Consider the following 23,786-nt stretch of genomic DNA (forward strand, 5'->3'; position numbering starts at 1 on the left):
GGCGGCCCGGCGGTCCAGCGACCAGGAAAGCACCGCATGAAACTCGAAATCGAACTCGATCGCGACAACGGTGTACCGCTCACCGAGCAGATCGTGACGGGCGTCACCACGTGGATCCGCTCGCGCATCGCGCGCCCCGGTTCGAAGCTGCCGTCGATCCGCCAGTTCGCCGCCGATTACGGCGTGAGCCGCTTCCCGGTGATCGAGGCATACGACCGGCTGGTGTCGCTTGGCTACGTCGACCCGCGCCACGGCTCGGGCTTCTATGTGGCCGACCGCCTGCCGGCGGGCATGAGTTGCCAGGGCACCTCGGACCCGCGCCGCGCCGAGGACGAATCCGGGCATATCCTGCAGCAGTTCAATCACCCGGGCGAGACGCTCAAGCTCGGCAGCGGCACCATCCCCGAAGCGTGGCGCGACATGGACGGCATTGCGCAGGCGATCCGCCACGTGTCGCGCACCGACCCCGCGAGCATGGTCGACTACGCCACGCCGCTCGGCAATCTGACGCTGCGCGAGCATCTGCAAAGCCGCATCGGTCAATTGGGGATTCAGGCTGACGCGTCGCAGATTCTGATCACCAACGGCGCGAGCCAGGCGTTCGACCTGCTGATGCGCTACATGCTGAAAGCCGGCGACACGATGTTCGTCGAAGACCCCGGCTACTACAACCTGTACGGCCTGCTGAAACTGCACGGCGTGAAGCTGATCGGCATTCCGCGCACGCGCAACGGCCCCGATCTCGACGTGCTGCAAGCGCAGTTGCAGTTGCATCGGCCGAAACTGTTCTTCATCAACACCGTGTTTCACAATCCGACCGGCACCACGATCGCGCCGCCGGTTGCGTTCCGGCTGCTGCAACTGGCGCGCGAACACGGCTTCTCGATCATCGAAGACGACATCTACGCCGATCTCCAGACCGAAGTCACCGACCGGCTCGCCACACTCGATCAGCTCGAACACGTGATCTACGTGGGCGGCCTGTCGAAGACGCTGTCATCGTCGCTGCGAATCGGCTGTGTGGTGGCGAGTCACGCGATCATCAAGGATCTGGTCGATATCAAGATGCTGACGAGCATCGGCGGCTCACGTTTTGCCGAAGCGGTTGCCGTATCGATGCTGGAGCGCGGCGCGTACCGCAAATATCTGGAGCGGCTGCGCCGGCGCATGCGCGACGCGCTCGGCTCGACCATTCAGACCCTCGAAGACGCCGGCTGGGAGCTGTTCGAAAAGCCGGTAGGCGGCAAGTTCGTATGGGCACGCGTGCCGCATATCGACGATGCCGGGCGGCTGGTGGAATGCGGCGCGCCGCTCGGCGTGACCGTGGTGCCCGGCAGCTATTTCCGGCCCAACACGGAAGTGAGTCCGTGGATCAGGATTCACGTGGCGTTCGGCAACGAGCCGCGCGCCCAGGCGTTTTTCCGCGCTGCCGCCGCGCTACCCCTGCGCTGACCGGCTGAGCCCGGGGATTACACGGAAAGCACGGCGGAAACACGCTGGAAAAATGCAGATGGCACGCGGTTCAGGCCCCGGCGCAGCGATCGCCGCCGTCCGCTCGCTGCGCCGGGGCGCGCTTTTCCCTAGAATAGCGGCTCCCCAGCCCGTCCCTGCGCGCCTAGCCGCCCTCCATGTCCACGCCGCCGACCCTGCCCGCTTTCGCCTCGCCCGTCCCTTCGACTCCCTCGGCCCGCTCGCTCACGGTGATGCTGTGGCTCGTCGCCACCGGCTTCTTCATGCAGACGCTCGATTCGACCATCGTCAACACCGCGCTGCCCGCGATGGCAGCGAGCCTCGGCGAATTGCCGCTGCGCATGCAATCGGTGGTGATCGCCTATTCGCTGACGATGGCGGTGATGATCCCGGTGTCCGGCTGGCTCGCCGACAAGTTCGGCACACGGCACGTGTTCTTCAGCGCGATCCTCGTGTTCTCGGTCGGCTCGCTGCTGTGCGCGAACGCGCATACCTTGAATCAGCTGGTGATCTTTCGCGTGGTGCAGGGCGTGGGCGGCGCGATGCTGCTGCCGGTCGGGCGGCTCGCCGTGCTGCGCACCTTTCCGGCGGAACGCTATCTGCCGGCTTTGTCGTTTGTCGCGATTCCGGGACTGATCGGGCCGCTGATCGGACCGACGCTCGGCGGCTGGCTCGTGAAGATCGCGTCATGGCACTGGATCTTTCTGATCAACGTGCCGGTGGGCATCGTCGGCTGCATTGCGACGTTCATCTTCATGCCGGATAGCCGCAACGAACAAACGGGCAGGTTCGATCTGAAAGGCTATCTGCTGCTGATCGTCGGCATGGTGGCGATTTCGGTCGCGCTCGACGGCCATACCGAGTTCGGCATTCAGCATGCGGCCGTGCTGGTACTGCTGATCCTGAGCCTCGCGTGTTTTGTCGCCTATGGTCTGCACGCAGTGCGCGAGCCCGCGCCGATTTTCTCGCTCGATCTATTCAAGATTCATACCTTCAGCGTCGGCCTGCTGGGCAATCTGTTCGCGCGGATCGGCAGCGGCGCGATGCCCTATCTGATCCCTCTGCTATTGCAAGTGAGTCTCGGCTATAGCGCGTTCGAAGCCGGCATGATGATGCTGCCGGTGGCGGCGGCAGGCATGGCGTCCAAGCGCCTCGTCACGAAGCTGATCATCAGGTACAGCTATCGACGCGTACTGATCGTCAACACGGTGCTGGTGGGCTTGACCATGGCGAGCTTCGCGCTCACGAGCGCCGGTCAGCCGCTATGGCTGCGGGTCGTGCAACTCGCCTTCTTCGGCGGCGTCAACTCGATGCAGTTCACGGCGATGAACACGCTGACACTGAAAGACCTCGGCACCGGCGGCGCGAGCAGCGGCAACAGCCTGTTCTCGCTGGTTCAGATGCTCTCGATGAGCCTCGGCGTGACGGTGGCCGGCGCCTTGCTCGCGACCTTCACCGGCCTGATGCCGCGCGTGACGGCCGCCAACTCGCTGCCCGCGTTTCATGCGACCTTCCTGTGTGTCGGCATCATCACGGCAGGCTCGTCGTGGATCTTCGCGCAGTTGGCGCCGGACATCCGCACGCCCGCGAAAAAGACCGATCCATCGGAGCGGACCTGACCCGCGCGCCGCTTTCCAGCGGCCAATCGGTAGCGAGAGCCGCGCTCGACGCGGCCGCGCCGCCGACCCGCAACAGGGCGCGAACCGCACCAGCGAAGTGCGCATCATCGCCTCCACGCACGGGTTAGAGCACAATCGTCAGAACAGAGCGCGCATTACGCGCTTTCTGAACGCGCACAATTCTTGCTCGCCTATCCGGTAAACTCACGTTTCGCGCCGTGCCAGACATGCAGCGCGCCGCCACCTCCAGACGACTGACATGATGAGCATGATCGAACTCGATCCTCCCGGCTTCCAGCCGCCGCGCCCGATGGCCGGCGACGAAGGCTCCCGGCGCACCGTGCTATACGGCAGCTACACCGTTTTCAGCGTGTTCCAGCCGGTTTTCTCGGTGTCGCACCGGCGCGCGATCGGTTATCACGCTTCGCTGCGCGCACACGACGAACATGCGCTGCAGGTGCCGTCGCACGAAGTCTTCACGCAAGCCGCGCGGCGCGGCGATCTGCTCGAACTCGGGCGGCTCGCCGAATCGCTGCATCTGGGCAACTTCAACGCGTTCGACAGCCACGATGAATGGCTTTTCCTGAGCCTGCACCCAGCGGCGCTGATGGACACCAGTTACGGCGATGCATTGCTCGCCGGCCTCAAGGCGCTGGGCTTGCCGCCGCAGCGTGTGGTGCTGGAGGTGTCCGAACAGGCCGGCGGCGAAACCACCCGTTTCGCCGAAATCATCGACGCCCTGCGCAAATCCGGCTTCCTGATCGCGCTCGACGGTTTTGGCGCGAAGCATTCGAACATCGATCGCGTGTGGAATCTGCGTCCCGACATCGTCACGCTGGACCGCTGCATTCTCGCGCAAGCCAGCGAGCATTCGCATATCGAGCGCGTGTTGCCGGGACTCGTTTCGCTATTGCACGAATCCGGGCAGCTGGTGCTGATGGGCGGCCTGACTACCGAGCGCGACGCGCTGATCGCGCTCGAATGCAACGTCGACTTCGTGCAGGGCGCGTACTTCGCCGGCCCGAGCGTCGAGCCGGTCAAGCCGCAAGTCGCGGCCGGCCTGATGGACGCGCTTTCCGCAGCGCTGCGTGAGCGGGTCGCCGGCCGCCAGCGCGCGCAGTCCGCGCGGCTCGCTCCGTACGTGACGGCGTTGCAAACCGCGAGCGCGCAACTGATGGCCGGCGAATCGGTCGCACAGGCAACCACGCCGCTGCTCACGCTCGGCGAAACGGCGCGCTGCTTCGTGCTCGACGGTTCAGGCCGCCAGATCGGCGACAACGTGCTGCCGTCCGGCCGCGCCTCGCAACGCGCAAAGCGCTTCCGGCCCCTGCTGCATTCGGAAGGCGCGAGCTGGGAGCGCCGGCCGTACTTCATTCAGGCGATGCGCGTGCCCGGCCAGGTGCATCTCACCCCACCCTATCTGTCGATCAACGAAGCGCATTTGTGCGTGACCGCTTCGATCGCCGCGCATACGCCGCACGGCACCCAGGTGCTATGCGTCGACATCAACTGGGAAGTCGCGGCGCACCGTAATTGAGGTCTGCCGGATGCGTGCGAGCAGGCGCGTGACCGCCGCGCGGCCTAGCACGCGATTGACCGACTGCAACCGCGCCGCACAGGTCACGGCGCGCAACGCGACGATCCTGGCTGCGCCGTCCGTGGAAACGTCGATCACCCCGACCACCTCGCCTTCGACGAGCAGCGCGATACCCATTGCCCCGTCGATCGACACCACCTCGGCATGGCTCGCCTGCTGCGCGAGCGACGCCACCTTGTCCATCCAGCCCAACGCTGCCGGTTCCGGCGCACCCAGAGACGCACACGCCGGCGCATCGCTGACGACTTCCGGCGCGTCGCTAAAGAGGCGCAGCAAGCCGGCCCGATCCTGCGCCTCCAGCGCCGTACGCAAGCATTCCACGATCCGCGCGTGCGCGGCGGGATCCGGCCGTTCCAGCGGCGCGCCCGCGCGCTGCAAACGCGCCTTGGCCCGATGGACGATCTGCCTGCAATGGACCGGCGTGCGCTCGAGGATTTTCGCGATCTCCGCGTAGTCGCACTCGAACGCTTCGTGGAGCACGAACGCCGCCCGCTCGTCGGGCTTCAGACGTTCGAGCAGCAGCATCACGCCGTACGACATCTCCGACGCGCGCAAAGCCAGTTCTTCAGCCGACGGCGCGACCTCGTCGAGCCACGGCTCCGGCAGCCAGCCGGCGGCCTGCGACGCGCGTTCGCGCTGCAGATGCCGCAGGCGGTCGATGGCCACGCGCGTGGCGACCGTGGTGAGCCAGGCGGCCGGCGTGAGCACCTCTTGCGTGTCGGCGACATGCCATTTGAGCCAGACGTCCTGCACCACGTCTTCCGCTTCGGCGCGGCTGCCCAGCATCCGGTACGCCAGCGCGAGCAGGCGAGCGCGCACGGCCTCGAAGCCGGATGCCTTGTCGATTCCTTGTTCCGCCATTCGTAGACCTCCCAGATCGTGCGTATTGAAAAGCGCGCGCCGCCTGCGCCGTTGTCCCGCAGTTGTCCCGCAGTTGTCCCGCAGTTGTCCCGCAGTTGTCCCGCAGTTGTCCGGGCGCGCTGCTGCCGGCAGCCTTTTCAGCTTGACGGCCAGGCACCCGCCGATGTGACAGCCAGGCGCAAAAATAAATCTGTCACGCCGCCGTGCGCACCTTCGTCATAGGGACGACAACCGGCGCAGCAAAGGCACGGTGTCCCGATCGACCACCCACTCCCGCGAACTACCGCGCCACATGAACGAGGCCCGCATGCATTCCAGCTATCCATCCGTCACCGGCCTCGGCCTCGTGCCCACCGTGATCGAACAATCCGGCCGCGGCGAGCGCGCGTACGACATCTATTCCCGCCTGTTGCGCGAGCGCATCGTGTTCCTGGTCGGTCCGGTGAACGAACAATCGGCCAGTCTGATCGTCGCGCAGCTGCTGTTTCTTGAATCCGAGAATCCCGACAAGGATATTTCTTTTTACATCAATTCGCCGGGCGGCTCGGTGTACGACGGCCTCGCGATCTACGACACGATGCAGTTCATCAAGCCGGAAGTGTCGACGCTGTGCACGGGCTTTGCCGCGAGCATGGGCACCTTCCTGCTGACCGCCGGCCAACGCGGCAAGCGGTATGCGCTGCCGAACGCGCGCATCATGATTCACCAGCCGTCGGGCGGCAGCCAGGGCACGGCCGCGGACGTCGAGATTCAAGCGAAGGAGGTGCTCTATCTGCGCGGACGGCTGAACGCGATGATGGCCGAGCGCACAGGGCGCACGCTCGAGGAGATCGGGCGCGACACCGATCGCGACAATTTCATGTCGGCACACGGCGCGAAGGAATATGGCCTGATCGACGAAGTGCTCGAGACGCGCGCAGCGCTGAGCGGTGCGCCCCATTACCACGACGGGTAGCGAGGCAAAACGCCGTCCTCCGCGCTCATCAAGCGCCCGCGCGGCTCGCGCATTGTGCAAAAAAGCCCTCGAATTCCGCGGGCTTTTTGTTTCCCGCATCGGTGCGCGCCGAAACACAAAAGCTGATCACCTTCGCAGGAATCGCTATCATGGTCGCGATTCGTCGAGTTTGACGATCGCTTCAATGGAGATATACATGGCGTCATCCAGTGAAACCGTCAGCATGGCGCTATTCTGCGACTTCGAAAACGTTGCGCTCGGCGTGCGCGACGCGAAGTACGACAAGTTCGACATCAAGCTGGTGCTCGAGCGTCTGCTGCTCAAAGGCAGCATTGTCGTGAAGAAAGCGTATTGCGACTGGGACCGCTACAAGAGTTTCAAAGGCGCGATGCACGAGGCCAATTTCGAGTTGATCGAAATCCCGCACGTGCGCCAGTCGGGCAAGAATTCGGCCGATATCCGGCTGGTGGTCGACGCGCTCGACCTCTGTTACACCAAATCGCACGTCAATACCTTCGTTATCATCAGCGGCGACTCGGACTTTTCGCCGCTGGTGTCGAAGCTGCGTGAAAACGCCAAGCAGGTGATCGGCGTCGGCGTCCAGCAATCCACCTCCGACCTGCTGATCGCGAACTGCGACGAGTTTTTCTTTTACGACGACCTCGTGCGCGAAAGTCAGCGCGCGGTAGCCAAACGCGAGTCGTCGCGACCGCAGCAGAGCGCCCAGCCAACGGCCAAACGCGCGCCGGATGAAGAAAAGAGCCGCAGCAAGGAAGACCTCGAAAAACGCCGTACCAAAGCGATCGAGATCGCTGTGCAAACGTTCGACGCGCTGGCCTCCGAGCGTGGCGACAGCGGCAAGATCTGGGCGTCGGTGCTGAAGAATGCCATCAAGCGCCGCAAGCCGGATTTCAACGAGACGTACTACGGTTTTCGCGCGTTCGGCAATCTGCTCGAAGAAGCTCACGCGCGCGGGCTGCTCGAATTTGGCCGCGACGAAAAGTCGGGCGCCTATGTTTATCGGAGCACGGCCGCGAATGTGACAGGCGAACAGACTGAACAGGCTGAATCGGCGGAGCAGACGTATGAAACGCAGACAGCGGAAACGGTCGCCGCCGAGTCGGGCGGCAAACATGAGTCACGCCGCAGAGGACGTGGGAATCGCAAGGGAGCGCGTGGTCAGCAGGAAGCCGCTCGCGACGAGCGAGCATCTGTCGAACATGGCCGCGAAACCGAAGCGGGAGTGCAGGCCGATGCGGAAACCGAAGCGGACCTGCAAGCGCCCGCGCTCAGCGAATCCGCTCGTGAACAGCAGACGCACGCCTGGATAGAGCCGGAAACCTTCGCCGCGGAACCGGTCGCCGTGGCCGAAGAAGTAGGACGAGAAGAAGCGCACGGCAGTCCGGCCGAGCGTCGTAAGGAACGTGCACCGCGCAAGACAGCAGCGAAGAAAACGAAAAAGGCCGCCAAGCGAACGATCGATGAAGTACCGGAGATCGCGGCGCCTCCTGAAGCACCCGCGCAGCCGGTGCAAGAAGCAGCACCCGCTGCGGCAAAAAAGGCCGCACGCAAATCCGCGGCACGCAGCCGCCGTCCGCGTAGAACAGCAGCGACGAGCGACGCGGAATGAGCGTCTCGCGCGGGCCTCAGGTCCTCGCATAAGAGGCTCGCAACAAACGCGGCACATCACGCGCTGCAAACAAAAAGCCCCTGTCCGCAACGGAAAGGGGCTTTTTTCACATCACGTCGTGAGCGTCGCCGCCTGGTGCGGCGCGACGTTCACCGGCAATTTCACGCGAAATTCTTCTCGGCGAATGCCCAGTTCACGATGTTCCAGTACGCTTCGACGAACTTCGGACGCGCATTGCGATAGTCGATGTAGTACGCGTGTTCCCACACGTCGATCGTCAGCAGTGCCTTGGCGTCCGTGGTCAGCGGCGTAGCAGCGTTGCTCGTCGACACCAGGTCGAGCGAACCGTCAGCCTTCTTCACCAGCCATGCCCAGCCCGAGCCGAACGTGCCGACTGCGGTCTTGGCGAATTCTTCCTTGAACTTGTCGAAGGAACCCCACTTGGCGTTGATCGCGTCAGCGAGTGCGCCGCTCGGAGCACCGCCACCTTGCGGCGACAGGCTGTTCCAGAAGAACGTGTGATTCCACACTTGCGCTGCATTGTTGAAGAGGCCGCCCGATGCCTTCTTGACGATCTCTTCGAGCAACAGGTTCTCGAACTCGGTGCCCTTGATCAGATTGTTCAGGTTAGTCACATAGGTCTGGTGATGCTTGCCGTAGTGAAACTCGAGCGTCTCCTCCGACATGTGCGGAGCAAGAGCGTTTTTCGCGAACGGCAGCGGCGGGAGCGTATGTTCCATGGTGCTTTCCTTCTGTCTGTATCTGTTGTGGGGAGTCTGCGGATAACGCTGTAGAGCACTGGATTGTAGGCGACTTGGAATAACCCCGCAAACCAACGGACTTTATGTCCGGCATCGGCGAACATGCTGCACGGATAGCGTAATGAGTGCTCGCGCCTGCGGTTTGCGAGGTCAAAAATACGGTGTCGGCGAAGTGTCAGAAACCGTCGGTAAGGCGCGGTTGCACATCGGCCAGAGCGATGTCCGCCGAGCCCTCGGCGAGATGCACCGTCAGGCGCCGCCCGGGTTTCAACGACGACGGCGCACGCACCGCACGGCCGCTTTGCGCATCGAGCAAAGCGGCATAGCCGCGTTCCAGCGTGCGCTGCGGACTGAGCACTTCGAGCCGCGCGGCGAGCGTCGCGATACGAGCGGTCTGACGTTCATGCTGGCGTAACAATGCAGCGTCGAGACGCTGCGTGAGGCCCTTCAGTGTCGCCTGATGCGCGGCGAGATCGGGACGCCAGCGCTGCCAGCGCATTTGCAGCAGCGAAAACCGCGCTCGTGCGTCGCGCACCGGACGCGCACCCGCCGACGCCAGCCGCAAGCTCAATTGCTGCAAGTGCGTGCGCTGCCGCGCGAGCCGCTCGGCCGGCGATACGAGCCGGCGCGCGAGCCAGTCGAGTTGTTGGGCGCGCCGCTCCATCATTCGGCCGAAGCCGCGTGCGAGCGTCGCATGCCGATGGTCGAGTTCGCGCAGCAACAACACGCGCTGCGGACTGACGAGTTCGGCGGCGCCGGTCGGCGTCGGCGCGCGCACGTCGGCGGCGAAATCGGCGATCGTGAAATCGGTTTCGTGACCGACACCGCTCACCACCGGCAACGCGCTTTCCGCAATCGCGCGCGCAAGCACTTCTTCGTTGAAGGCCCACAGGTCTTCGATCGAACCGCCGCCTCGGCACACGATCAGCACGTCGACTTCGCGCCGCGCGTTCGCCGTTTCGACCATCGCAGCGAGTTTCGCGCTGACGCCCGCGCCCTGCACCGGCGCCGGATAAACGATCACCGGAATATGCGGCGCGCGACGGCTCAAGGTGGTCAACACATCGCGCAATGCGGCCGCCTGCAACGACGTCACGATACCGATCGCGCGCGGATGAGCCGGCAACGCGCGTTTGCGTTCAGCGGCAAACAGGCCCTCCGCTTCGAGCTGCGCTTTCAGCCTGAGGAATGCTTCGTAGAGACGCCCCTGCCCCGTGCGGCGCACCGCTTCGACGTTCAGTTGCAGCTCGCCACGCGGCTCGTACATCGTCACCAGCGCCCGCACTTCGATACGGTCGCCTTCGCGCGGCGTGAATTCGGCGTATTGCGCACGACCGCGGAACATCACGCAGCGCATCTGCGCCTGCGCGTCCTTGATCGAGAAATACCAATGGCCGCTTGCGGCGCGCGTGAAGTTCGACACTTCGCCGGCGACCCAGACGAGCGGAAACGAGCGTTCGAGCATCGTGCTGATCGCGCGATTGAGCGCGGATACGGGAACGACGACCTCGCCGCCGGGCACGGCCGACGACGAAAAAGGGCTTTCGGGATTCATGCGAGGAATGTGTTTGACTGGCCGGACAGACGATAGACCGAGCGGCCAGCGACGTCCAGCACATCGTATTGATTGTTAAAAGTGTCCACATCGCCGGAGCCGTCAGGCGAATTCCGCCAAACTGGCCGCCAGGCCTTGAAAACCCGAAGCATGTCTTTGATTTATATGGTGTTTATATCTCACTAACGAGAATGATTGCCGATCCGGAGCGCTCGGAATGGCCCTCTCAGCCCATCGGGAGGCAGGTTCTCCACAAAGTTATCCACAGATTGAACGCCTCGCCAAAGTGTCAATTCGTGGTGCGCCGTCCGGCGCGCGACTTGCCGCGCACGACGCACGCGCGCTAGAGTGGCGGGTTCGACGGCGTGCTGAATGCCCCGCGGCGCACGCCGTTACGGCACACTGCAGACGGCGTCAGACGCTGGGCAGTGAATGCCGCCGCCTCGATTTCAACTGCCTTTTCGATGACTTCGCGATGACTTTGCGATGATTTCGATTGCCCGGAGAACCGCGTTGATGCTTGCCCCGTGTATCGCGCCTAGCGCTTCTACGCCGACGTCCCGGCCCCTTCCGGCGCGTCATGCGCCGCACATCCCGGCGGCTTGCCGATGAGCGATCTGAACAACCGTCTCGAAGCTCGCCTCGCACGCGAATGGCAGCAGCGCGGCCCGCTCGCGTGGGCGCTGACGCCCTTCGCCTGCATGTTCGGCGCGGTTGCCGCCGCGCGCCGCGCCGCCTTCTCGCTCGGCTGGCTGAAATCGGTGCGCGTCAGTGTGCCGGTGGTAGTGGTCGGCAACGTGACCGTCGGCGGCACGGGCAAGACGCCGACGGTGATCGCGCTGGTCGAAGCGTTGCGCGCGGCCGGTTTTACGCCCGGCGTGGTGTCGCGCGGCTACGGCGCGCGCGTCAAGGCGCCGACGCCGGTCACGCCCGCGGCGGCGGCGAGCGTCGGCGGCGATGAACCGCTGCTGATCGCACGCCGCACCGGTGCGCCGGTGTGGGTCTGCCCGGACCGCGTCGCGGCCGCCCAGGCGCTGTGCGCCGCGCATCGCGAGGTCGACGTGATCGTCAGCGACGACGGCTTGCAGCATTACCGCCTCGCACGCGATGTCGAACTGGTGGTCTTCGATCACCGGCTCGGCGGCAACGGTTTCCTGCTGCCGGCCGGCCCGCTGCGCGAGCCGCTGTCGCGCCGCCGCGACGCAACGCTGATCAACGATCCGTATGCGCGCGCGCTGCCGGCGTGGCCGAACACCTTCGCACTGCAACTCGCGCCCGCCGACGCCTGGCATCTCGACAATCCCGCGCTGCGCCGGCCGCTCGTGCATTTCAGCGGCGAGCGCGTGCTGGCGGCTGCCGGCATCGGCGCGCCGGAGCGTTTTTTCGCGACGCTGCGCGCCGCCGGCCTCACGCCCGCTACCCGCGCGCTGCCCGATCACTATGCGTTCGAGCGCAATCCTTTTACAGACGTGGACGCCGATGCCATCCTGATAACGGAAAAGGATGCGGTAAAATTAGGGTCCTGGCACGATGCGCGCATCTGGGTTGTCCCGGTCGAAGCCGCGCTCGATCATCGCCTCATCGCATTAGTTGTGGAGAAAGTCCGTGGACGCTCGCCTGCTTGAAATTCTCGTCTGCCCGATCTGCAAGGGCCCGCTCAGCTACGACCGTCCGGCGCAGGAACTGATCTGCAATGCCGACAAGCTCGCCTACCCGATCCGCGACGGCATTCCCGTCATGCTCGTGGACGAGGCCCGGCAAACCGTGGAAGGCACGCCCGTCGACCTGAATCCGGGCTCCGTCGCCTGAGTTTGTGCTGACGGGGTTGCGGCATTTGCCGAAAACCCCGCGTTCCCGATCTGCTTTTGCGATCCGCATTTGCGTTCAATTTCGTCGGCGCTCGCCTGCAATAGCGGGCGCTTTCTTCCGGTTTCATCGCCGCTCGTCTTTCCGATGACCCACGCTAACGCCACCACTCCCCCGTTCATCGCCGTCGTGCCGGCCCGGCTCGCCTCGACGCGTCTGCCCAACAAGCCGCTCGCCGATATCGGCGGCAAGCCGATGGTGGTGCGGGTCGCCGAGCGCGCGCGCGAATCGGGCGCGCAACAGGTGCTGATCGCCTCCGACGCGCAAGCCGTGCTCGATGTGGCCCGCGAGCACGGCTTCGAAGCCGTTCTGACGCGAGCCGATCATCCGTCGGGCACCGACCGTCTCGCGGAAGTGGCGGCGCAGTTCGGCTGGAGCGACGACACGATCGTGGTGAACGTGCAAGGCGACGAACCGCTGATCGACCCGGCGCTGGTGTGCGGCGTGGCGTCGCACCTCGCGGCCAGCAGCGGCTGCGCGATCGCCACCGCGGCGCACCCGATCGCCGACCCCGCCGAAATCTTCAATCCGAACGTCGTCAAGGTCGTGCTCGATGCGCGCGGCATCGCCCTGTATTTCTCGCGCGCGCCGATTCCCTGGGCACGCGACGCGTATCAGCCGCACTGGCCCAATGTGGCCGCAATGCCCGCGCCGCCTGCGTCCGCGGCGGTTTATCGGCATATCGGCCTGTACGCATATCGCGCCCAATTCCTGCGCACTTACCCGAGTCTTGCGATCTCGCCGATCGAGCAGGCCGAAGCGCTCGAACAACTGCGCGCGATGTGGCACGGCGAGCGCATCGCGGTGCTCGTCACCCGGGACGTACCGCTGCCCGGCGTCGACACGCCCGCCGACCTGGCGCGCGTGCAAGCTTTATTCGGGGCTTGAGCGGAAAAACCCATGGCATAATCGGGCGGTTCTGCGCGCCTCCCGCTAAAAGCGAGAGTCAGGGTTTGCACCCGGTCGCGCCGTCGTCGTCTTGCAGCGCCGTCGTTTTCGACGCGCAGCGCGAGGCGCGCCGCGGCAGCCGATGCGGGTCCCTCGACGAATCGTGGGATGGCTACAGCGCCGCCAAAGAATTCACATAGATCTGGAGATATCACATGCGTTTGATCCTTTTGGGTGCTCCCGGAGCGGGCAAGGGCACTCAGGCAAACTTCATCAAGGAAAAGTTCGGCATTCCGCAAATTTCCACCGGCGACATGCTGCGCGCGGCCGTCAAGGCAGGCACGCCGCTTGGCATCGAGGCGAAGCGCTTCATGGATGCCGGCGAACTGGTTACGGACGAGCTGATCATCAACCTGGTGAAAGAGCGTCTGCAGCAACCGGACTGCGCGAACGGTTATCTGTTCGACGGCTTTCCGCGCACGATCCCGCAAGCCGAAGCGATGAAGCAAGCCGGCGTCGCGATCGACTACGTGCTGGAAATCGATGTGCCGTTCGACGAGATCATCGTGCGTATGAGCGGCCGCCGCTCGCACGCCGCGTCGGGCCGGACGTACCACGTCAAGTTCAATCCGCCGAAGGTCGAAGGCGTGGACGATGTGACGGGCGAGCCGCTGATCCAGCGCGACGACGACAAGGAAGAAACGGTCAAGAAGCGTCTGGACGTGTATGTTGCGCAGACCAAGCCGCTGATCGAGTACTACAACAACTGGGCGAAGAACAGCGACCCGTCGTCGCCGCTGAAGGCGCCGCAGTATCGGCGCATTTCGGGCCTCGGCACGGTCGATGAGATTCGTGAACGCGCGTTCGAAGCGCTGAAGTAAATCCGCATTGGCGTCAGCTGTTAAAAAACCCGCCCGTACCGGCGGGTTTTTTATTGCCGGCCGCCGCGTGCGTTGCGCTCGCCGCTATACGCCACGCCCAGCATTATTTAGCCATCCATAGCGGTTCCTTCGCGAGCCGTCACACTGGGCCGATGCGCCCGCCGCCCGCTCCGCTTTCCGCGCTGCAACATAGCCGCTACAATCGTTCATCGAAAAAATATTCGATCTCGACATTACTGAACCGAAGCAAAGGAGAAGACATGGAGATTCGTGACAACGTATTCCTGATCACCGGCGGTGCGTCCGGCCTCGGCGCCGCTACCGCGCGCCTGTTCGTCGAGCACGGCGGCAAGGTGGTGCTCGCCGACCTGAACCAGGAGGCAGGTGAAGCGCTCGCCAAAGAACTCGGCGGCGTGTTCGTCAAATGCGACGTGAGCCGCGAAGAAGACGCAACGCAAGCGGTCGAAGCTGCCACGAAGCTCGGCACGCTGCGTGGCCTCGTCAATTGCGCGGGCATCGCGCCGGCCATCAAGACGGTCGGCAAGGACGGACCGCATCCGCTCGACTCGTTTGTGCGCACCATCTCGATCAACCTGGTCGGCACCTTCAATATGATCCGGCTCGCTGCTGCGGCGATGTCGAAGAACGAACCCAACGCGAACGGCGAGCGCGGCGTGATCGTCAACACGGCGTCGGTGGCCGCGTACGACGGCCAGATCGGCCAGGCGGCTTACGCGGCGTCGAAAAGCGGCGTGGTCGGCATGACGCTGCCGATCGCGCGCGACCTGTCGCGCAACGCGATCCGCGTGATGACGATTGCCCCGGGCATCTTCGAAACGCCGATGCTGCTCGGCATGCCGCAGGAAGTGCAGGACGCGCTCGGCGCGATGGTGCCGTTCCCGCCGCGCCTGGGCAAACCGGCGGAATACGCGATGCTGGCCAAGCAGATCTTCGACAATCCGATGCTCAACGGCGAAGTGATTCGTCTGGACGGCGCGATCCGCATGCAGCCGAAGTAAGCCCGCATTCACACGGTGGGTCAGTGCTGCCGCGCCAATGAAAAACGCCTGCGCATGATGTCACGCGCAGGCGTTCTGTTTTGATCGAGACCGTTTCTAGTCGCGGTCGTTGTGCTGGGTGCGTTGCCGCAACTCGTGCAACTGCGACTCCACCACCGTCGCGTCCTCGGCATCCGGTCGATCGCCGAGATAGCGTTCGAGATCCTCGAGTGCCGGGCGCAGATAATCGAGCCGCGCGTAAGCAAAGCCACGGTCGCGCACTTCTTCGATACTTTCCGGCAACAGGATCACGAGGCGCTGCTGCACCGCCAGCAACCGCTGCCAGCGTTCCGTCTGAAGATAAGTGGACTTCAGATTGCGCAGCATACGGGCGATGATCTCGCGCCGCGTCGCCGGTTGCAGCAGCATGCGCAGCGTCCGGCTCACCGACTCGCCCGCCGACGCCACATACGGCTCCAGCATCTCCACCATCTCTGATTCGGACAGCGAATGCCCGCTGGTCGGATCGAGCATCACGTCGCCATCGGGCGTCGTCACGCGCAGCAGAAAATGACCCGGGAACGACACGCCGCGCACCGGAATGCCGATCTGCTCGGCCATCTCCAGATACAGCACCGCCAGCGAAATCGGAATGCCGCGGCGGCGCTTGAGCACCGCGTTCAGATGGCTGTTATCGGGATCGTAATAATCGTTGAGGTTGCTGGCGAAACCCAGTTCGCGGAAGAAAAACCGGTTCAGGATGCCGACTTTCTGCTGGATGTCGGCGTCGTCCGGCATGCGGCGCTGAAGACGCACCACCAGCTCGTCGATCTCGGCGAGCGTGCCTTGCAGATCGAGATCGGGATAAGCGTCCTGCGCGAGCGAGAGCGCCGCCTCGGTCAGCGGCAGGCTGTCGTCTTCGGCGACGAGTGTGCTGAAATAGTCGAGAACCCGCGTCATCGTGATCACTTCGCTCGCCTTTTGAAATACGCGTACTTGAAGCCCATCAGCCAAAGCATACCGAAATATAGCGCGGCGAACAGAACGAGGCACGCGCCCAGCAAGACGATGCGGTCGACCGGCCGGTTATGCATGCCGATCCAGTCGAAGCTGATCGCCAGCCAATGCATCGCGCCGGCCAGCACGAGGCAGGCACCGAACAATTGCACGAAAAACTTCAGCCAGCCCTTCGACGGCATATAGATGCCGCGCCTGCGCAAGCCGATGAACAACAACAGCGCATTGACGCACGCACCCAGCCCGACGCTCAGCGTGAGGCCCGCATGCGAGAAAATCGGCACGAACAGGTAGTTGCTCAATTGCGTGACGATCAGCACGCCGACGCCGATCTTCACCGGCGTTTTGATGTCCTGCTTCGCGTAGAAACCGGGCGCGAGGATCTTGATGAGAATCAGGCCGATCAGCCCGATGCCGTAAGCCGCCAGCGCGCGGCCGACCATCACGACCGAATTGCCGTCGAACTTGCCGTAATGAAACAGCGTCGCGGTAAGCGGCTCGGCGAAGAAAAACAACGCGAACGCGCTCGGCGCGGCCAGCAGGAAGGTCACGCGCAACCCCCAGTCGAGCAACGACGAATATTCGTGCGGATCGGCGTCGACGTGTGCTTTCGACAGACTCGGCAACAGGATCGTGCCGAGCGCGACGCCGAGCAGCGCGGTCGGAAACTCCATCAGGCGGTCGGCATAGTTGATCCACGAAACCGCGCCCGGCCCGATCCGCGACGCAATATTGGTGTTGATGATCAGGCTGATCTGGGCGACCGACACGGCGAACATCGCCGGCACCATCTTCGAGAGCACCCGCTTCACGCCGCGATGCGCAAGCGCCAGCAGCGGATCGAGGCCGATGCGCGGCAGCATGTCGATCTTCTTCAGACCCGGCAGTTGCACCACGAACTGCAGCACGCCGCCCGCGATCACCGCCCACGCGAGCGCGTACACCGGCGTTTGCAGATGCGGCGCGACGAACACCGCCGCGACGATGAACGCGACGTTCAGCAGGACCGGCGCGAACGCCGGCAGCGAGAAGTTCTTGTATGTGTTCAGCACGCCCGACGCCAGCGACGTCAGCGAGATGAAAATGATGTACGGGAACATGATGCGCGTCATGGTGACCGCGAGCGCGTAGGCTTGGCCCTCATGCGCCAAACCGGACGCGACGGCAAACACCACGCCCGACGCCCCCACCACGCCGATCCCCGACAGGATCGCCAACGCCCAGGCTAGCACCGTCGAGGTGGCGTCGACGAGCGCCTTGGTGGCGTCGTGTCCCTGCTGGTTCTTGAACTCGGCGAGAATCGGCACGAAGGCCTGTGAGAATGCACCTTCCGCGGAAATGCGGCGCAGCAGGTTTGGAATGCGGAAGGCGACGTAGAACGCGTCAGTGAATTGACTGGCACCGAACGCGCGGGCGATCAGTGTTTCGCGGGCCAGTCCGGTCACGCGCGACAGCAGCGTGAAGCCGCTGACCGTCAGCAGGGCTCGGAATAGATTCATGGGGCGCTTATTATACGGGTGCCGCAAGTGCGGACGACGAGCCAGGACGCGATTCGGACCGATTTGAGCCGCAGACGTTCGATCGGAAGGCCGATCGAGACGTTTTTTGTTGCTTGCGCCGGCTGGCTCGCGGGCCAGTCGCGAGCCTCCTGCCATCGCGCCGATAAACGTACAAACGCGCACAAACGAGCGCACCAGCAGGCGCGCGGCGCGTGGCGGCTTACGGAACGGAAGGCTTCGCGCACCGGACCGGCTCATTCGGGTTGTTCATTCCCCGTTGCCACGTGCCTGATTTTGTTGCTATAATCGCCGGTTTCGAAGCTCGCTCAATTTTCGGACGGGGTCTAAAGTCGCACTATCAGTGCACTACCCGGCCTCGAAACACCCCGAACACGAGCCCGCTTTCACGTAGTTCGATCGGCTAATTCGTCGATTATTTCGACACTTTTGCGCTCTTGGGCAATCGCTTCCAAGAGTTCGGATCAAAAAGCAGCGCCTTACCACTTGAAGGTCAGGTACTGGAAACAGGAACAGGATAAGGAACCGTCATGGCTAACTCCGCACAAGCACGCAAGCGCGCCCGCCAGGCCGCCAAGGCAAACTCGCACAACTCGGCACTGCGCTCGAAGTTCCGCACGGCTATCAAGGCTGTGCGCAAGGCGATCGACGCCGGCGACAAGGCTAAGGCCGCTGAAATCTTCCAGGCGTCGTCGAAGACCATCGACATCATCGCCGACAAGAAAATCGTTCACAAGAACAAGGCAGCTCGCCATAAGAGCCGCCTCGCTGCAGCCATCAAGGGTCTGCAAGCGTCCGCAGCGCAGTAAATCCGGTCAGCCCGCTTCGGTGGGCTACCTCCTGTTTCCGCTGCGTCATGAAAGCCCGCTTCGGCGGGCTTTTTTGCTTGGCGCTTCATGATCTTTCGCGACCGACGGGTTGCGCGCCGAAGCCCATGCTTCGGACACAAAAAAACCCGCTGCCGGCGGGTTTTTGTTTTTTTGCTGATGCTCGCTTGCGCTTTAACGCGAGTTTTTGCCTTGCTGCGTGCCGTGCTCGGGGGGCAACTCACACGCCTCTGTCACGACGAGGTCGTTGTCTTTCGCGAAGTTGAGCACGAAATCGAAGGCCATGGGTTCGATGTCGCGCAAGCGCGAATCCAGAATCACGCATTTGAGGTCGCCGATCATGGTTGGCCGGACGTACAGCGAGTATTGCAGGTAAGCGTTCGGCCCCTTGGCGCCCGGGCCGAAGCACGACATCACGCCCGCGAGCCGCTCCGACCAGTCGCTCGGCCGAAATCTTTTTCCGGTCGAGGTGATGCCCTGAATGAAATATTCGGTTGGGGGTGCTTCGGCCATGTAGGAATACCTGTGTGACTGCCCAGCGAGGTGAGAGCAAAGCGGACGGTAAATCGGCTCTTTAACTGCCTGAACACGTCGTACACGCCCCTATGGCGAACCGCGCCGCCAGAGACCGCAAAAGAAGGCTGCACACAGCCGCCCTGGCGATCGTCATGACGGCGCACCGCCAGGACAGCTTTCCGGGCGCGCGAGCCGTGTCCCGCAAGCGAAATACCGGCCTGCTGGGCTTTGGGATAACCCGCGGATTATAGCGCAGCAGACCTTTTTCCGCAGTGCACATAAGTCTCGTCCGAAGGTTGCGCGAGGCTTTCACACGCCTTCACCAGCCTTTTGGGCGACTCGTCAAACGAGGCGAAATCCTTTATGCTGCATTGAGTTACCACAAACGACGGCGGCGCCGTCCGGCAATCCTGCCGGGTGAGACCGCCGTATTTGTTTCATGACCGCCAAGAAAATTCGCCACTATCTGCAGTTCAAGGATTTCTCGCTGGACGACTACGAGTACGTGCTGGAACGCGCACGCATTCTGAAGCGTAAGTTCAAGAACTACGAGACTTACCATCCGCTGCACGACCGCACGCTCGCGATGATCTTCGAGAAAAACTCGACGCGCACGCGCCTGTCGTTCGAAGCCGGCATCTTCCAACTGGGCGGCCACGCCGTGTTCATGAGCACGCGCGACACACAGCTCGGCCGCGGCGAACCGATCGAAGACGCAGCGCAAGTGATCTCGCGCATGGTCGACATCATCATGATCCGCACCTTCGGCCAGGACATCCTCCAGCGCTTTGCCGAGAATTCGCGCGTGCCCGTGATCAACGGGCTGACCAACGAATATCACCCGTGCCAGGTGCTGGCGGACATCTTCACGTACTTCGAGCATCGCGGGCCGATTCGCGGCAAGACGGTCGCGTGGGTCGGCGACGCCAACAACATGCTGTACACATGGATCGAAGCCGCGCAGATTCTCGGCTTCAAGCTGCGCCTGTCCACGCCGCCGGGCTACAAGCTCGACCGCGCGCTGGTCGCGCCCGGGAGCGCGCCCTTCTTCCAGGAATTCGACGATCCGCATGAAGCCTGCGCGGGCGCCGACCTGGTCACCACAGACGTGTGGACCAGCATGGGCTTCGAAGCCGAAAACGAAGCGCGCAAAAAAGCGTTCGCAGACTGGTGCGTCGATGCCGACATGATGGCGCGCGCGAATCCAGATGCGCTCTTCATGCATTGCCTGCCCGCACACCGCGGTGAGGAAGTCAGCGCGGAAGTGATTGACGGCCCGCAAAGCGTCGTGTGGGACGAAGCGGAAAACCGTCTGCACGTGCAAAAGGCTTTGATGGAATATTTGCTGCTCGGCAAGCTGAATCACTGAGCGAGCTATCGCGCAGCATTTGCGTGAAGCGCGACGGGACCTTGCGACGTGGCCTTGATATACGAGGCAAGGCAACCACGTCGGCGCCACGCATCCAGCCGAGGTTTGTAGTCGCAAGCGGACCCGGCTAACACCGTCGCACCGTCCCAAAAACGCGGGCACCCGGCGGTTTAGTGTCAAAATAGTGTTTTTCCGCGCTCCGGAACGCCCGGCGCGCCCTGTTTTCCCGCTTTCTCCAGCTACGAGTTCACCATGAGCGATATCAAGAAAGTCGTGCTCGCCTATTCGGGCGGCCTCGACACCTCCGTCATCCTGAAGTGGTTGCAGGACAACTACGACGCCGAAGTCATCACGTTTACGGCCGACATCGGCCAGGGCGAAGAGCTGGAACCGGCGCGCAAGAAAGCCCTGCAACTCGGCATCAAGCAGGAAAACATCTTTATCGAAGACCTGCGCGAAGAGTTCGTGCGCGATTTCGTGTTCCCGATGTTCCGCGCCAACACGATCTACGAAGGCGAGTACCTGCTGGGCACGTCGATCGCGCGTCCGCTGATCGCCAAGCGTCAGATCGAGATCGCCCGCGCAACCGGCGCGCAAGCGGTGTCGCACGGCGCAACCGGCAAGGGCAATGACCAGGTTCGCTTCGAACTCGGCTACTACGCGCTGGAACCGGGCATCAAGGTGATCGCACCGTGGCGCGAATGGGATCTGCTGTCGCGCGAAAAGCTGCTCGCGTACGCCGAAAAGGCCGGCATTCCGATCGAAATGAAGCACAAGCAAGGCGGCGCGCCGTATTCGATGGACGCGAACCTGCTGCACATTTCGTTCGAAGGCCGTCACCTCGAAGATCCGAAGGCCGAAGCCGAGCCGGAAATGTGGCGCTGGACGGTGTCGCCGGAACAGGCGCCGGACCAGGCTGAATACATCGACATCGAATACGAGCACGGCGATCCGGTTGCGATCAATGGCAAGCGTTTGTCGGCGGCCGAGATGCTGACCGAACTGAACCGTTTGGGCGGCAAGCACGGCATCGGCCGTCTGGATCTGGTGGAAAACCGTTACGTCGGCATGAAGTCGCGCGGCTGTTATGAAACGCCGGGCGGGACGATCATGCTGAAGGCGCACCGCGGCATCGAGTCGATCACGCTTGACCGTGAAGTGGCCCACCTGAAGGACGACCTGATGGCTCGCTATGCGTCGCTGATTTATAACGGCTACTGGTGGAGCCCGGAGCGCCGCGCGATCCAGGTGCTGATCGACCATACGCAAGAGAAGGTCAACGGCTGGGTGCGTGTGAAGCTGTACAAGGGCAGCGTGTCGGTTGTCGCTCGCGATTCGAAGGAAACGCTGTTCGACAAGACCATCGCCACGTTCGACGACGACGGCGGTGCATACAATCAAGCCGACGCTGGCGGGTTCATCAAGCTGAACGCGCTGCGCATGCGGATTGCAGAAAATGCACGTCGTCAGCGCAGCTGAGGACGTGCATTTCGGTGAAGGCTAACTTCGCGACAGCGAAGTTAAGCGCCGAAGGCGCGGCCGGAACCAAAATGCCCCGTCAGCGCAGCTGAGGACGTGCATTTCGGTGAAGGCTAACTTCGCGACAGCGAAGTTAAGCGCCGAAATCAAAACACGGAAGTAAAAAAGGCGCCAGGAGAAAACTCCCGGCGCCTTTTTCTTTACGCCATGCAGTCAATTCAAGCCATCACAAACAAACCGGCTCCGCTTCCAGCTCAACCCCAAACCGCGCCAGCACATCCTCCTGAATCGCCCGCGCCAGCGCCAACACCTCCGCGCCGCTCGCGCCGCCGCGATTCACCAGCACCAGCGCCTGCCGCTCGTGCACGGCCGCAGCGCCCATTGCACGGCCCTTCCAGCCGCATCGATCGATCAACCAGCCCGCTGCAAGCTTCACCCGGCCATCCGGCTGAAGATAGGACACGAGCTCCGGCTCCTGCGCCTTCAGCGCTTCAAACTGCGCCGCATCGACCACCGGATTCTTGAAGAAACTCCCCGCATTGCCGAGTTGCAGCGGATCGGGCAGCTTGGCACGCCGAACCGCGACCACCGCATCGAAGATCGCCTGCGCAGTGGGCCGCGCGTCGCCTTGGCCGCTCGCGGCGAGTTCGCGCGCAATATCCGCATACCCGGCCCGCGGCGTCCAAACCTTCGGCAAGCGGAACGTGACCGACGTAATCACGAAACGGTCACGCCCTTCCCGCTTGAAAAAACTGTCGCGATAACCGAACCGGCACGCCTCGGCGTCGAGTTCCACGACCTCGCCAGTCGCCAGCTCGACCGCCCGCAGCGACGCAAAACGCTCGCACATCTCCAGCCCATACGCGCCGATGTTCTGGATCGGCGCCGCCCCCACCGTGCCCGGAATCAGCGCGAGGTTCTCCAACCCGGGCAATCCTTGCGCCAAAGTCCATGCGACGAAGTCATGCCACGGCTCGCCGGCGGCCGCCTCGACACACCAGGCGTCGCTGTCTTCGCGCACGAGACGGCGGCCTTGCAACGCGACCAGCAAAACCAGCCCGCCGAAGTCGCCAGTCAGCACGACATTGCTGCCGCCGCCCAGCACCAGCCGCGGCAGACCCACCACTCGCGGATCGCGCACGGCCGCCATCAGCTGCGCTTCGCGTTCGATCCGGCACGCAAACTGCGCACAAACATCGAAGCCGAACGTGTTATGGGTCTTCAGCGGATAGCCGGCAATGAACGCGGCGGAATCGGATTGGGACATCAGAATGAGAAGAATGAAACGACATCTGGCCCCGGCCAAGCGACAATGCGCGGCGGCCTTGGGCAAAAGGGAGTGGCGTCGGTAAAATGACGTCCGGTCCGTGATTATAGCGAGTGCCCCGTGCGCAGCCGTCCGGCCGCGTCACGCACCGCAGCACTATTGGGAGAAAGCAATGCCATCGTTCGACGTCGTCTGCGAAGCGAACATGATCGAAGTCAAGAACGCGATCGAGCAGTCCAACAAGGAAATTTCAACCCGCTTCGACTTCAAAGGGTCGGACGCGCGCGTCGAACACAAGGAAAACGAAATCACGGCCTACGCGGACGACGACTTCAAGCTCGGCCAGGTGAAAGACGTGCTGTTGTCGAAAATGGCCAAGCGCAACGTAGACGTGCGCTTCCTCGACTACGGCAAGATCGAGAAGATCGGCGGCGACAAGGTCAAGCAGGTCATCAAGATCAAGAAGGGCGTGTCCGGCGATCTGTCGAAGAAAATCGTGCGCCTCGTGAAGGACAGCAAGATCAAGGTGCAGGCGAGCATTCAGGGTGACGCGGTGCGTATCACCGGCGCCAAGCGCGACGATCTGCAAAGCGTGATCGCGATGCTGCGCAAGGACGTGACCGACACGCCGCTCGACTTCAACAACTTCCGCGACTAAAAGCCGCTCCTGGCGCGCCAACGCGGCGACCGGGCCAAGGCGTCCCGCCTGTCGG

General features: G+C 63.3%; 21 protein-coding genes. 14 read left to right on the forward strand and 7 right to left on the reverse strand.

Annotation, left to right across the window (positions count from 1 at the left end):
- Positions 1-36: 36 nt before the first annotated feature.
- The 3 genes from AC07WT_RS17320 to AC07WT_RS17330 all read left to right on the forward strand — a co-directional run bounded on the left by AC07WT_RS17320 (position 37) and on the right by AC07WT_RS17330 (position 4,626).
- A complete protein-coding gene (locus tag AC07WT_RS17320; RefSeq protein WP_494947890.1) occupies positions 37-1,452 on the forward strand; it encodes an aminotransferase-like domain-containing protein in 1,416 nt (471 codons plus the stop codon).
- A 176-nt stretch (positions 1,453-1,628) separates the two neighbouring features.
- On the forward strand, positions 1,629-3,089 hold the full coding sequence (mdtD, locus tag AC07WT_RS17325; RefSeq protein ID WP_494947891.1) for a multidrug transporter subunit MdtD: 1,461 nt from the start codon (positions 1,629-1,631) through the stop codon (positions 3,087-3,089).
- A 262-nt stretch (positions 3,090-3,351) separates the two neighbouring features.
- Complete coding sequence (locus AC07WT_RS17330) at positions 3,352-4,626, forward strand: EAL domain-containing protein (RefSeq protein ID WP_494948443.1); 1,275 nt, start codon at positions 3,352-3,354, stop codon at positions 4,624-4,626.
- Here AC07WT_RS17330 and AC07WT_RS17335 read toward each other — a convergent pair.
- A complete protein-coding gene (locus AC07WT_RS17335) occupies positions 4,582-5,547 on the reverse strand; it encodes a sigma-70 family RNA polymerase sigma factor (protein ID WP_494947892.1) in 966 nt (321 codons plus the stop codon). The two genes, AC07WT_RS17330 and AC07WT_RS17335, sit on opposite strands and share 45 nt — an antisense overlap.
- A gap of 307 nt (positions 5,548-5,854) precedes the next feature.
- Between AC07WT_RS17335 and clpP the strand changes: the two genes are divergently transcribed.
- Together clpP and AC07WT_RS17345 are read left to right on the forward strand one after the other, a co-directional pair.
- Complete coding sequence (gene clpP / locus AC07WT_RS17340) at positions 5,855-6,502, forward strand: ATP-dependent Clp endopeptidase proteolytic subunit ClpP (protein ID WP_494947893.1); 648 nt, start codon at positions 5,855-5,857, stop codon at positions 6,500-6,502.
- 196 nt (positions 6,503-6,698) lie between these two features.
- A complete protein-coding gene (locus AC07WT_RS17345) occupies positions 6,699-8,132 on the forward strand; it encodes an NYN domain-containing protein (protein ID WP_494947894.1) in 1,434 nt (477 codons plus the stop codon).
- 161 nt (positions 8,133-8,293) lie between these two features.
- On the opposite strand, the gene sodB is transcribed toward AC07WT_RS17345, so the two are convergent.
- Both sodB and xseA read right to left on the reverse strand, forming a co-directional pair.
- Positions 8,294-8,872: a superoxide dismutase [Fe] gene (gene sodB / locus AC07WT_RS17350; RefSeq protein ID WP_494947895.1), complete on the reverse strand. Its 579-nt coding sequence runs from the start codon at positions 8,870-8,872 to the stop codon at positions 8,294-8,296.
- A 196-nt stretch (positions 8,873-9,068) separates the two neighbouring features.
- Entirely contained in the window at positions 9,069-10,448 is a 1,380-nt protein-coding gene (gene xseA / locus AC07WT_RS17355) for an exodeoxyribonuclease VII large subunit (RefSeq protein WP_492590495.1), read from the reverse strand.
- 608 nt (positions 10,449-11,056) lie between these two features.
- On the opposite strand from xseA, the gene lpxK reads away from it, so the two are divergent.
- The 5 genes from lpxK to AC07WT_RS17380 all read left to right on the forward strand — a co-directional run bounded on the left by lpxK (position 11,057) and on the right by AC07WT_RS17380 (position 15,102).
- Positions 11,057-12,073 (forward strand): tetraacyldisaccharide 4'-kinase, encoded by a 1,017-nt coding sequence (gene lpxK, locus AC07WT_RS17360; RefSeq protein ID WP_494947896.1) that lies wholly within the window; start codon positions 11,057-11,059, stop codon positions 12,071-12,073.
- On the forward strand, positions 12,054-12,257 hold the full coding sequence (locus AC07WT_RS17365; RefSeq protein ID WP_492590493.1) for a Trm112 family protein: 204 nt from the start codon (positions 12,054-12,056) through the stop codon (positions 12,255-12,257). Before lpxK ends, AC07WT_RS17365 begins: the two co-directional genes overlap by 20 nt.
- 144 nt (positions 12,258-12,401) lie before the next feature.
- Positions 12,402-13,202, forward strand: coding sequence for a 3-deoxy-manno-octulosonate cytidylyltransferase (kdsB, locus tag AC07WT_RS17370; protein ID WP_494947897.1), 801 nt, complete (start codon positions 12,402-12,404; stop codon positions 13,200-13,202).
- A gap of 215 nt (positions 13,203-13,417) precedes the next feature.
- On the forward strand, positions 13,418-14,083 hold the full coding sequence (gene adk, locus AC07WT_RS17375; RefSeq protein WP_492590491.1) for an adenylate kinase: 666 nt from the start codon (positions 13,418-13,420) through the stop codon (positions 14,081-14,083).
- 260 nt (positions 14,084-14,343) lie between these two features.
- Positions 14,344-15,102, forward strand: a complete 759-nt coding sequence (locus tag AC07WT_RS17380) for a 3-hydroxyacyl-CoA dehydrogenase (protein ID WP_494947898.1) — start codon at positions 14,344-14,346, stop codon at positions 15,100-15,102.
- A 96-nt stretch (positions 15,103-15,198) separates the two neighbouring features.
- Here AC07WT_RS17380 and AC07WT_RS17385 read toward each other — a convergent pair whose 3' ends face one another.
- Both AC07WT_RS17385 and murJ read right to left on the reverse strand, forming a co-directional pair.
- On the reverse strand, positions 15,199-16,041 hold the full coding sequence (locus AC07WT_RS17385; protein ID WP_494948444.1) for a SirB1 family protein: 843 nt from the start codon (positions 16,039-16,041) through the stop codon (positions 15,199-15,201).
- A 5-nt stretch (positions 16,042-16,046) separates the two neighbouring features.
- Positions 16,047-17,597, reverse strand: coding sequence for a murein biosynthesis integral membrane protein MurJ (murJ, locus tag AC07WT_RS17390; RefSeq protein ID WP_494947899.1), 1,551 nt, complete (start codon positions 17,595-17,597; stop codon positions 16,047-16,049).
- A 548-nt stretch (positions 17,598-18,145) separates the two neighbouring features.
- On the opposite strand from murJ, the gene rpsT reads away from it, so the two are divergent.
- The gene (gene rpsT / locus AC07WT_RS17395) at positions 18,146-18,424 is read left to right on the forward strand and encodes a 30S ribosomal protein S20 (protein WP_020069158.1); all 279 of its coding nucleotides are present in this window, start codon (positions 18,146-18,148) and stop codon (positions 18,422-18,424) included.
- Between the two features lie 192 nt (positions 18,425-18,616).
- On the opposite strand, the gene AC07WT_RS17400 is transcribed toward rpsT, so the two are convergent.
- Entirely contained in the window at positions 18,617-18,955 is a 339-nt protein-coding gene (locus AC07WT_RS17400; RefSeq protein ID WP_494947900.1) for a DUF3579 domain-containing protein, read from the reverse strand.
- Positions 18,956-19,397: 442 nt separating this feature from the next.
- Between AC07WT_RS17400 and argF the strand changes: the two genes are divergently transcribed.
- On the forward strand, positions 19,398-20,327 hold the full coding sequence (gene argF / locus AC07WT_RS17405) for an ornithine carbamoyltransferase (protein WP_492590487.1): 930 nt from the start codon (positions 19,398-19,400) through the stop codon (positions 20,325-20,327).
- Positions 20,328-20,579: 252 nt separating this feature from the next.
- Entirely contained in the window at positions 20,580-21,806 is a 1,227-nt protein-coding gene (locus AC07WT_RS17410) for an argininosuccinate synthase (RefSeq protein ID WP_492590486.1), read from the forward strand.
- 226 nt (positions 21,807-22,032) lie between these two features.
- Here AC07WT_RS17410 and murB read toward each other — a convergent pair whose 3' ends face one another.
- Positions 22,033-23,073 (reverse strand): UDP-N-acetylmuramate dehydrogenase, encoded by a 1,041-nt coding sequence (gene murB, locus AC07WT_RS17415; RefSeq protein ID WP_494947901.1) that lies wholly within the window; start codon positions 23,071-23,073, stop codon positions 22,033-22,035.
- Positions 23,074-23,245: 172 nt separating this feature from the next.
- On the opposite strand from murB, the gene AC07WT_RS17420 reads away from it, so the two are divergent.
- Positions 23,246-23,731, forward strand: a complete 486-nt coding sequence (locus AC07WT_RS17420) for a YajQ family cyclic di-GMP-binding protein (RefSeq protein WP_018421633.1) — start codon at positions 23,246-23,248, stop codon at positions 23,729-23,731.
- The last annotated feature ends 55 nt before the right edge of the window (positions 23,732-23,786 follow it).

It is taken from the genome of Paraburkholderia sp. GW821-FHT02A12 (assembly GCF_059422005.1).

Excerpts from the sequence above, each read along its gene's own strand:
- AC07WT_RS17320 (WP_494947890.1), top strand. The coding sequence starts at position 37 with ATGAAACTCGAAATCGAACTCGATCGCGACAACGGTGTACCGCTCACC.
- mdtD (WP_494947891.1), top strand. The coding sequence starts at position 1,629 with ATGTCCACGCCGCCGACCCTGCCCGCTTTCGCCTCGCCCGTCCCTTCG.
- AC07WT_RS17330 (WP_494948443.1), top strand. The coding sequence starts at position 3,352 with ATGAGCATGATCGAACTCGATCCTCCCGGCTTCCAGCCGCCGCGCCCG.
- AC07WT_RS17335 (WP_494947892.1), bottom strand. The coding sequence starts at position 5,547 with ATGGCGGAACAAGGAATCGACAAGGCATCCGGCTTCGAGGCCGTGCGC.
- clpP (WP_494947893.1), top strand. The coding sequence starts at position 5,855 with ATGCATTCCAGCTATCCATCCGTCACCGGCCTCGGCCTCGTGCCCACC.
- AC07WT_RS17345 (WP_494947894.1), top strand. The coding sequence starts at position 6,699 with ATGGCGTCATCCAGTGAAACCGTCAGCATGGCGCTATTCTGCGACTTC.
- sodB (WP_494947895.1), bottom strand. The coding sequence starts at position 8,872 with ATGGAACATACGCTCCCGCCGCTGCCGTTCGCGAAAAACGCTCTTGCT.
- xseA (WP_492590495.1), bottom strand. The coding sequence starts at position 10,448 with ATGAATCCCGAAAGCCCTTTTTCGTCGTCGGCCGTGCCCGGCGGCGAG.
- lpxK (WP_494947896.1), top strand. The coding sequence starts at position 11,057 with ATGAGCGATCTGAACAACCGTCTCGAAGCTCGCCTCGCACGCGAATGG.
- kdsB (WP_494947897.1), top strand. The coding sequence starts at position 12,402 with ATGACCCACGCTAACGCCACCACTCCCCCGTTCATCGCCGTCGTGCCG.
- adk (WP_492590491.1), top strand. The coding sequence starts at position 13,418 with ATGCGTTTGATCCTTTTGGGTGCTCCCGGAGCGGGCAAGGGCACTCAG.
- AC07WT_RS17380 (WP_494947898.1), top strand. The coding sequence starts at position 14,344 with ATGGAGATTCGTGACAACGTATTCCTGATCACCGGCGGTGCGTCCGGC.
- AC07WT_RS17385 (WP_494948444.1), bottom strand. The coding sequence starts at position 16,041 with ATGACGCGGGTTCTCGACTATTTCAGCACACTCGTCGCCGAAGACGAC.
- murJ (WP_494947899.1), bottom strand. The coding sequence starts at position 17,597 with ATGAATCTATTCCGAGCCCTGCTGACGGTCAGCGGCTTCACGCTGCTG.
- rpsT (WP_020069158.1), top strand. The coding sequence starts at position 18,146 with ATGGCTAACTCCGCACAAGCACGCAAGCGCGCCCGCCAGGCCGCCAAG.
- AC07WT_RS17400 (WP_494947900.1), bottom strand. The coding sequence starts at position 18,955 with ATGGCCGAAGCACCCCCAACCGAATATTTCATTCAGGGCATCACCTCG.
- argF (WP_492590487.1), top strand. The coding sequence starts at position 19,398 with ATGACCGCCAAGAAAATTCGCCACTATCTGCAGTTCAAGGATTTCTCG.
- AC07WT_RS17410 (WP_492590486.1), top strand. The coding sequence starts at position 20,580 with ATGAGCGATATCAAGAAAGTCGTGCTCGCCTATTCGGGCGGCCTCGAC.
- murB (WP_494947901.1), bottom strand. The coding sequence starts at position 23,073 with ATGTCCCAATCCGATTCCGCCGCGTTCATTGCCGGCTATCCGCTGAAG.
- AC07WT_RS17420 (WP_018421633.1), top strand. The coding sequence starts at position 23,246 with ATGCCATCGTTCGACGTCGTCTGCGAAGCGAACATGATCGAAGTCAAG.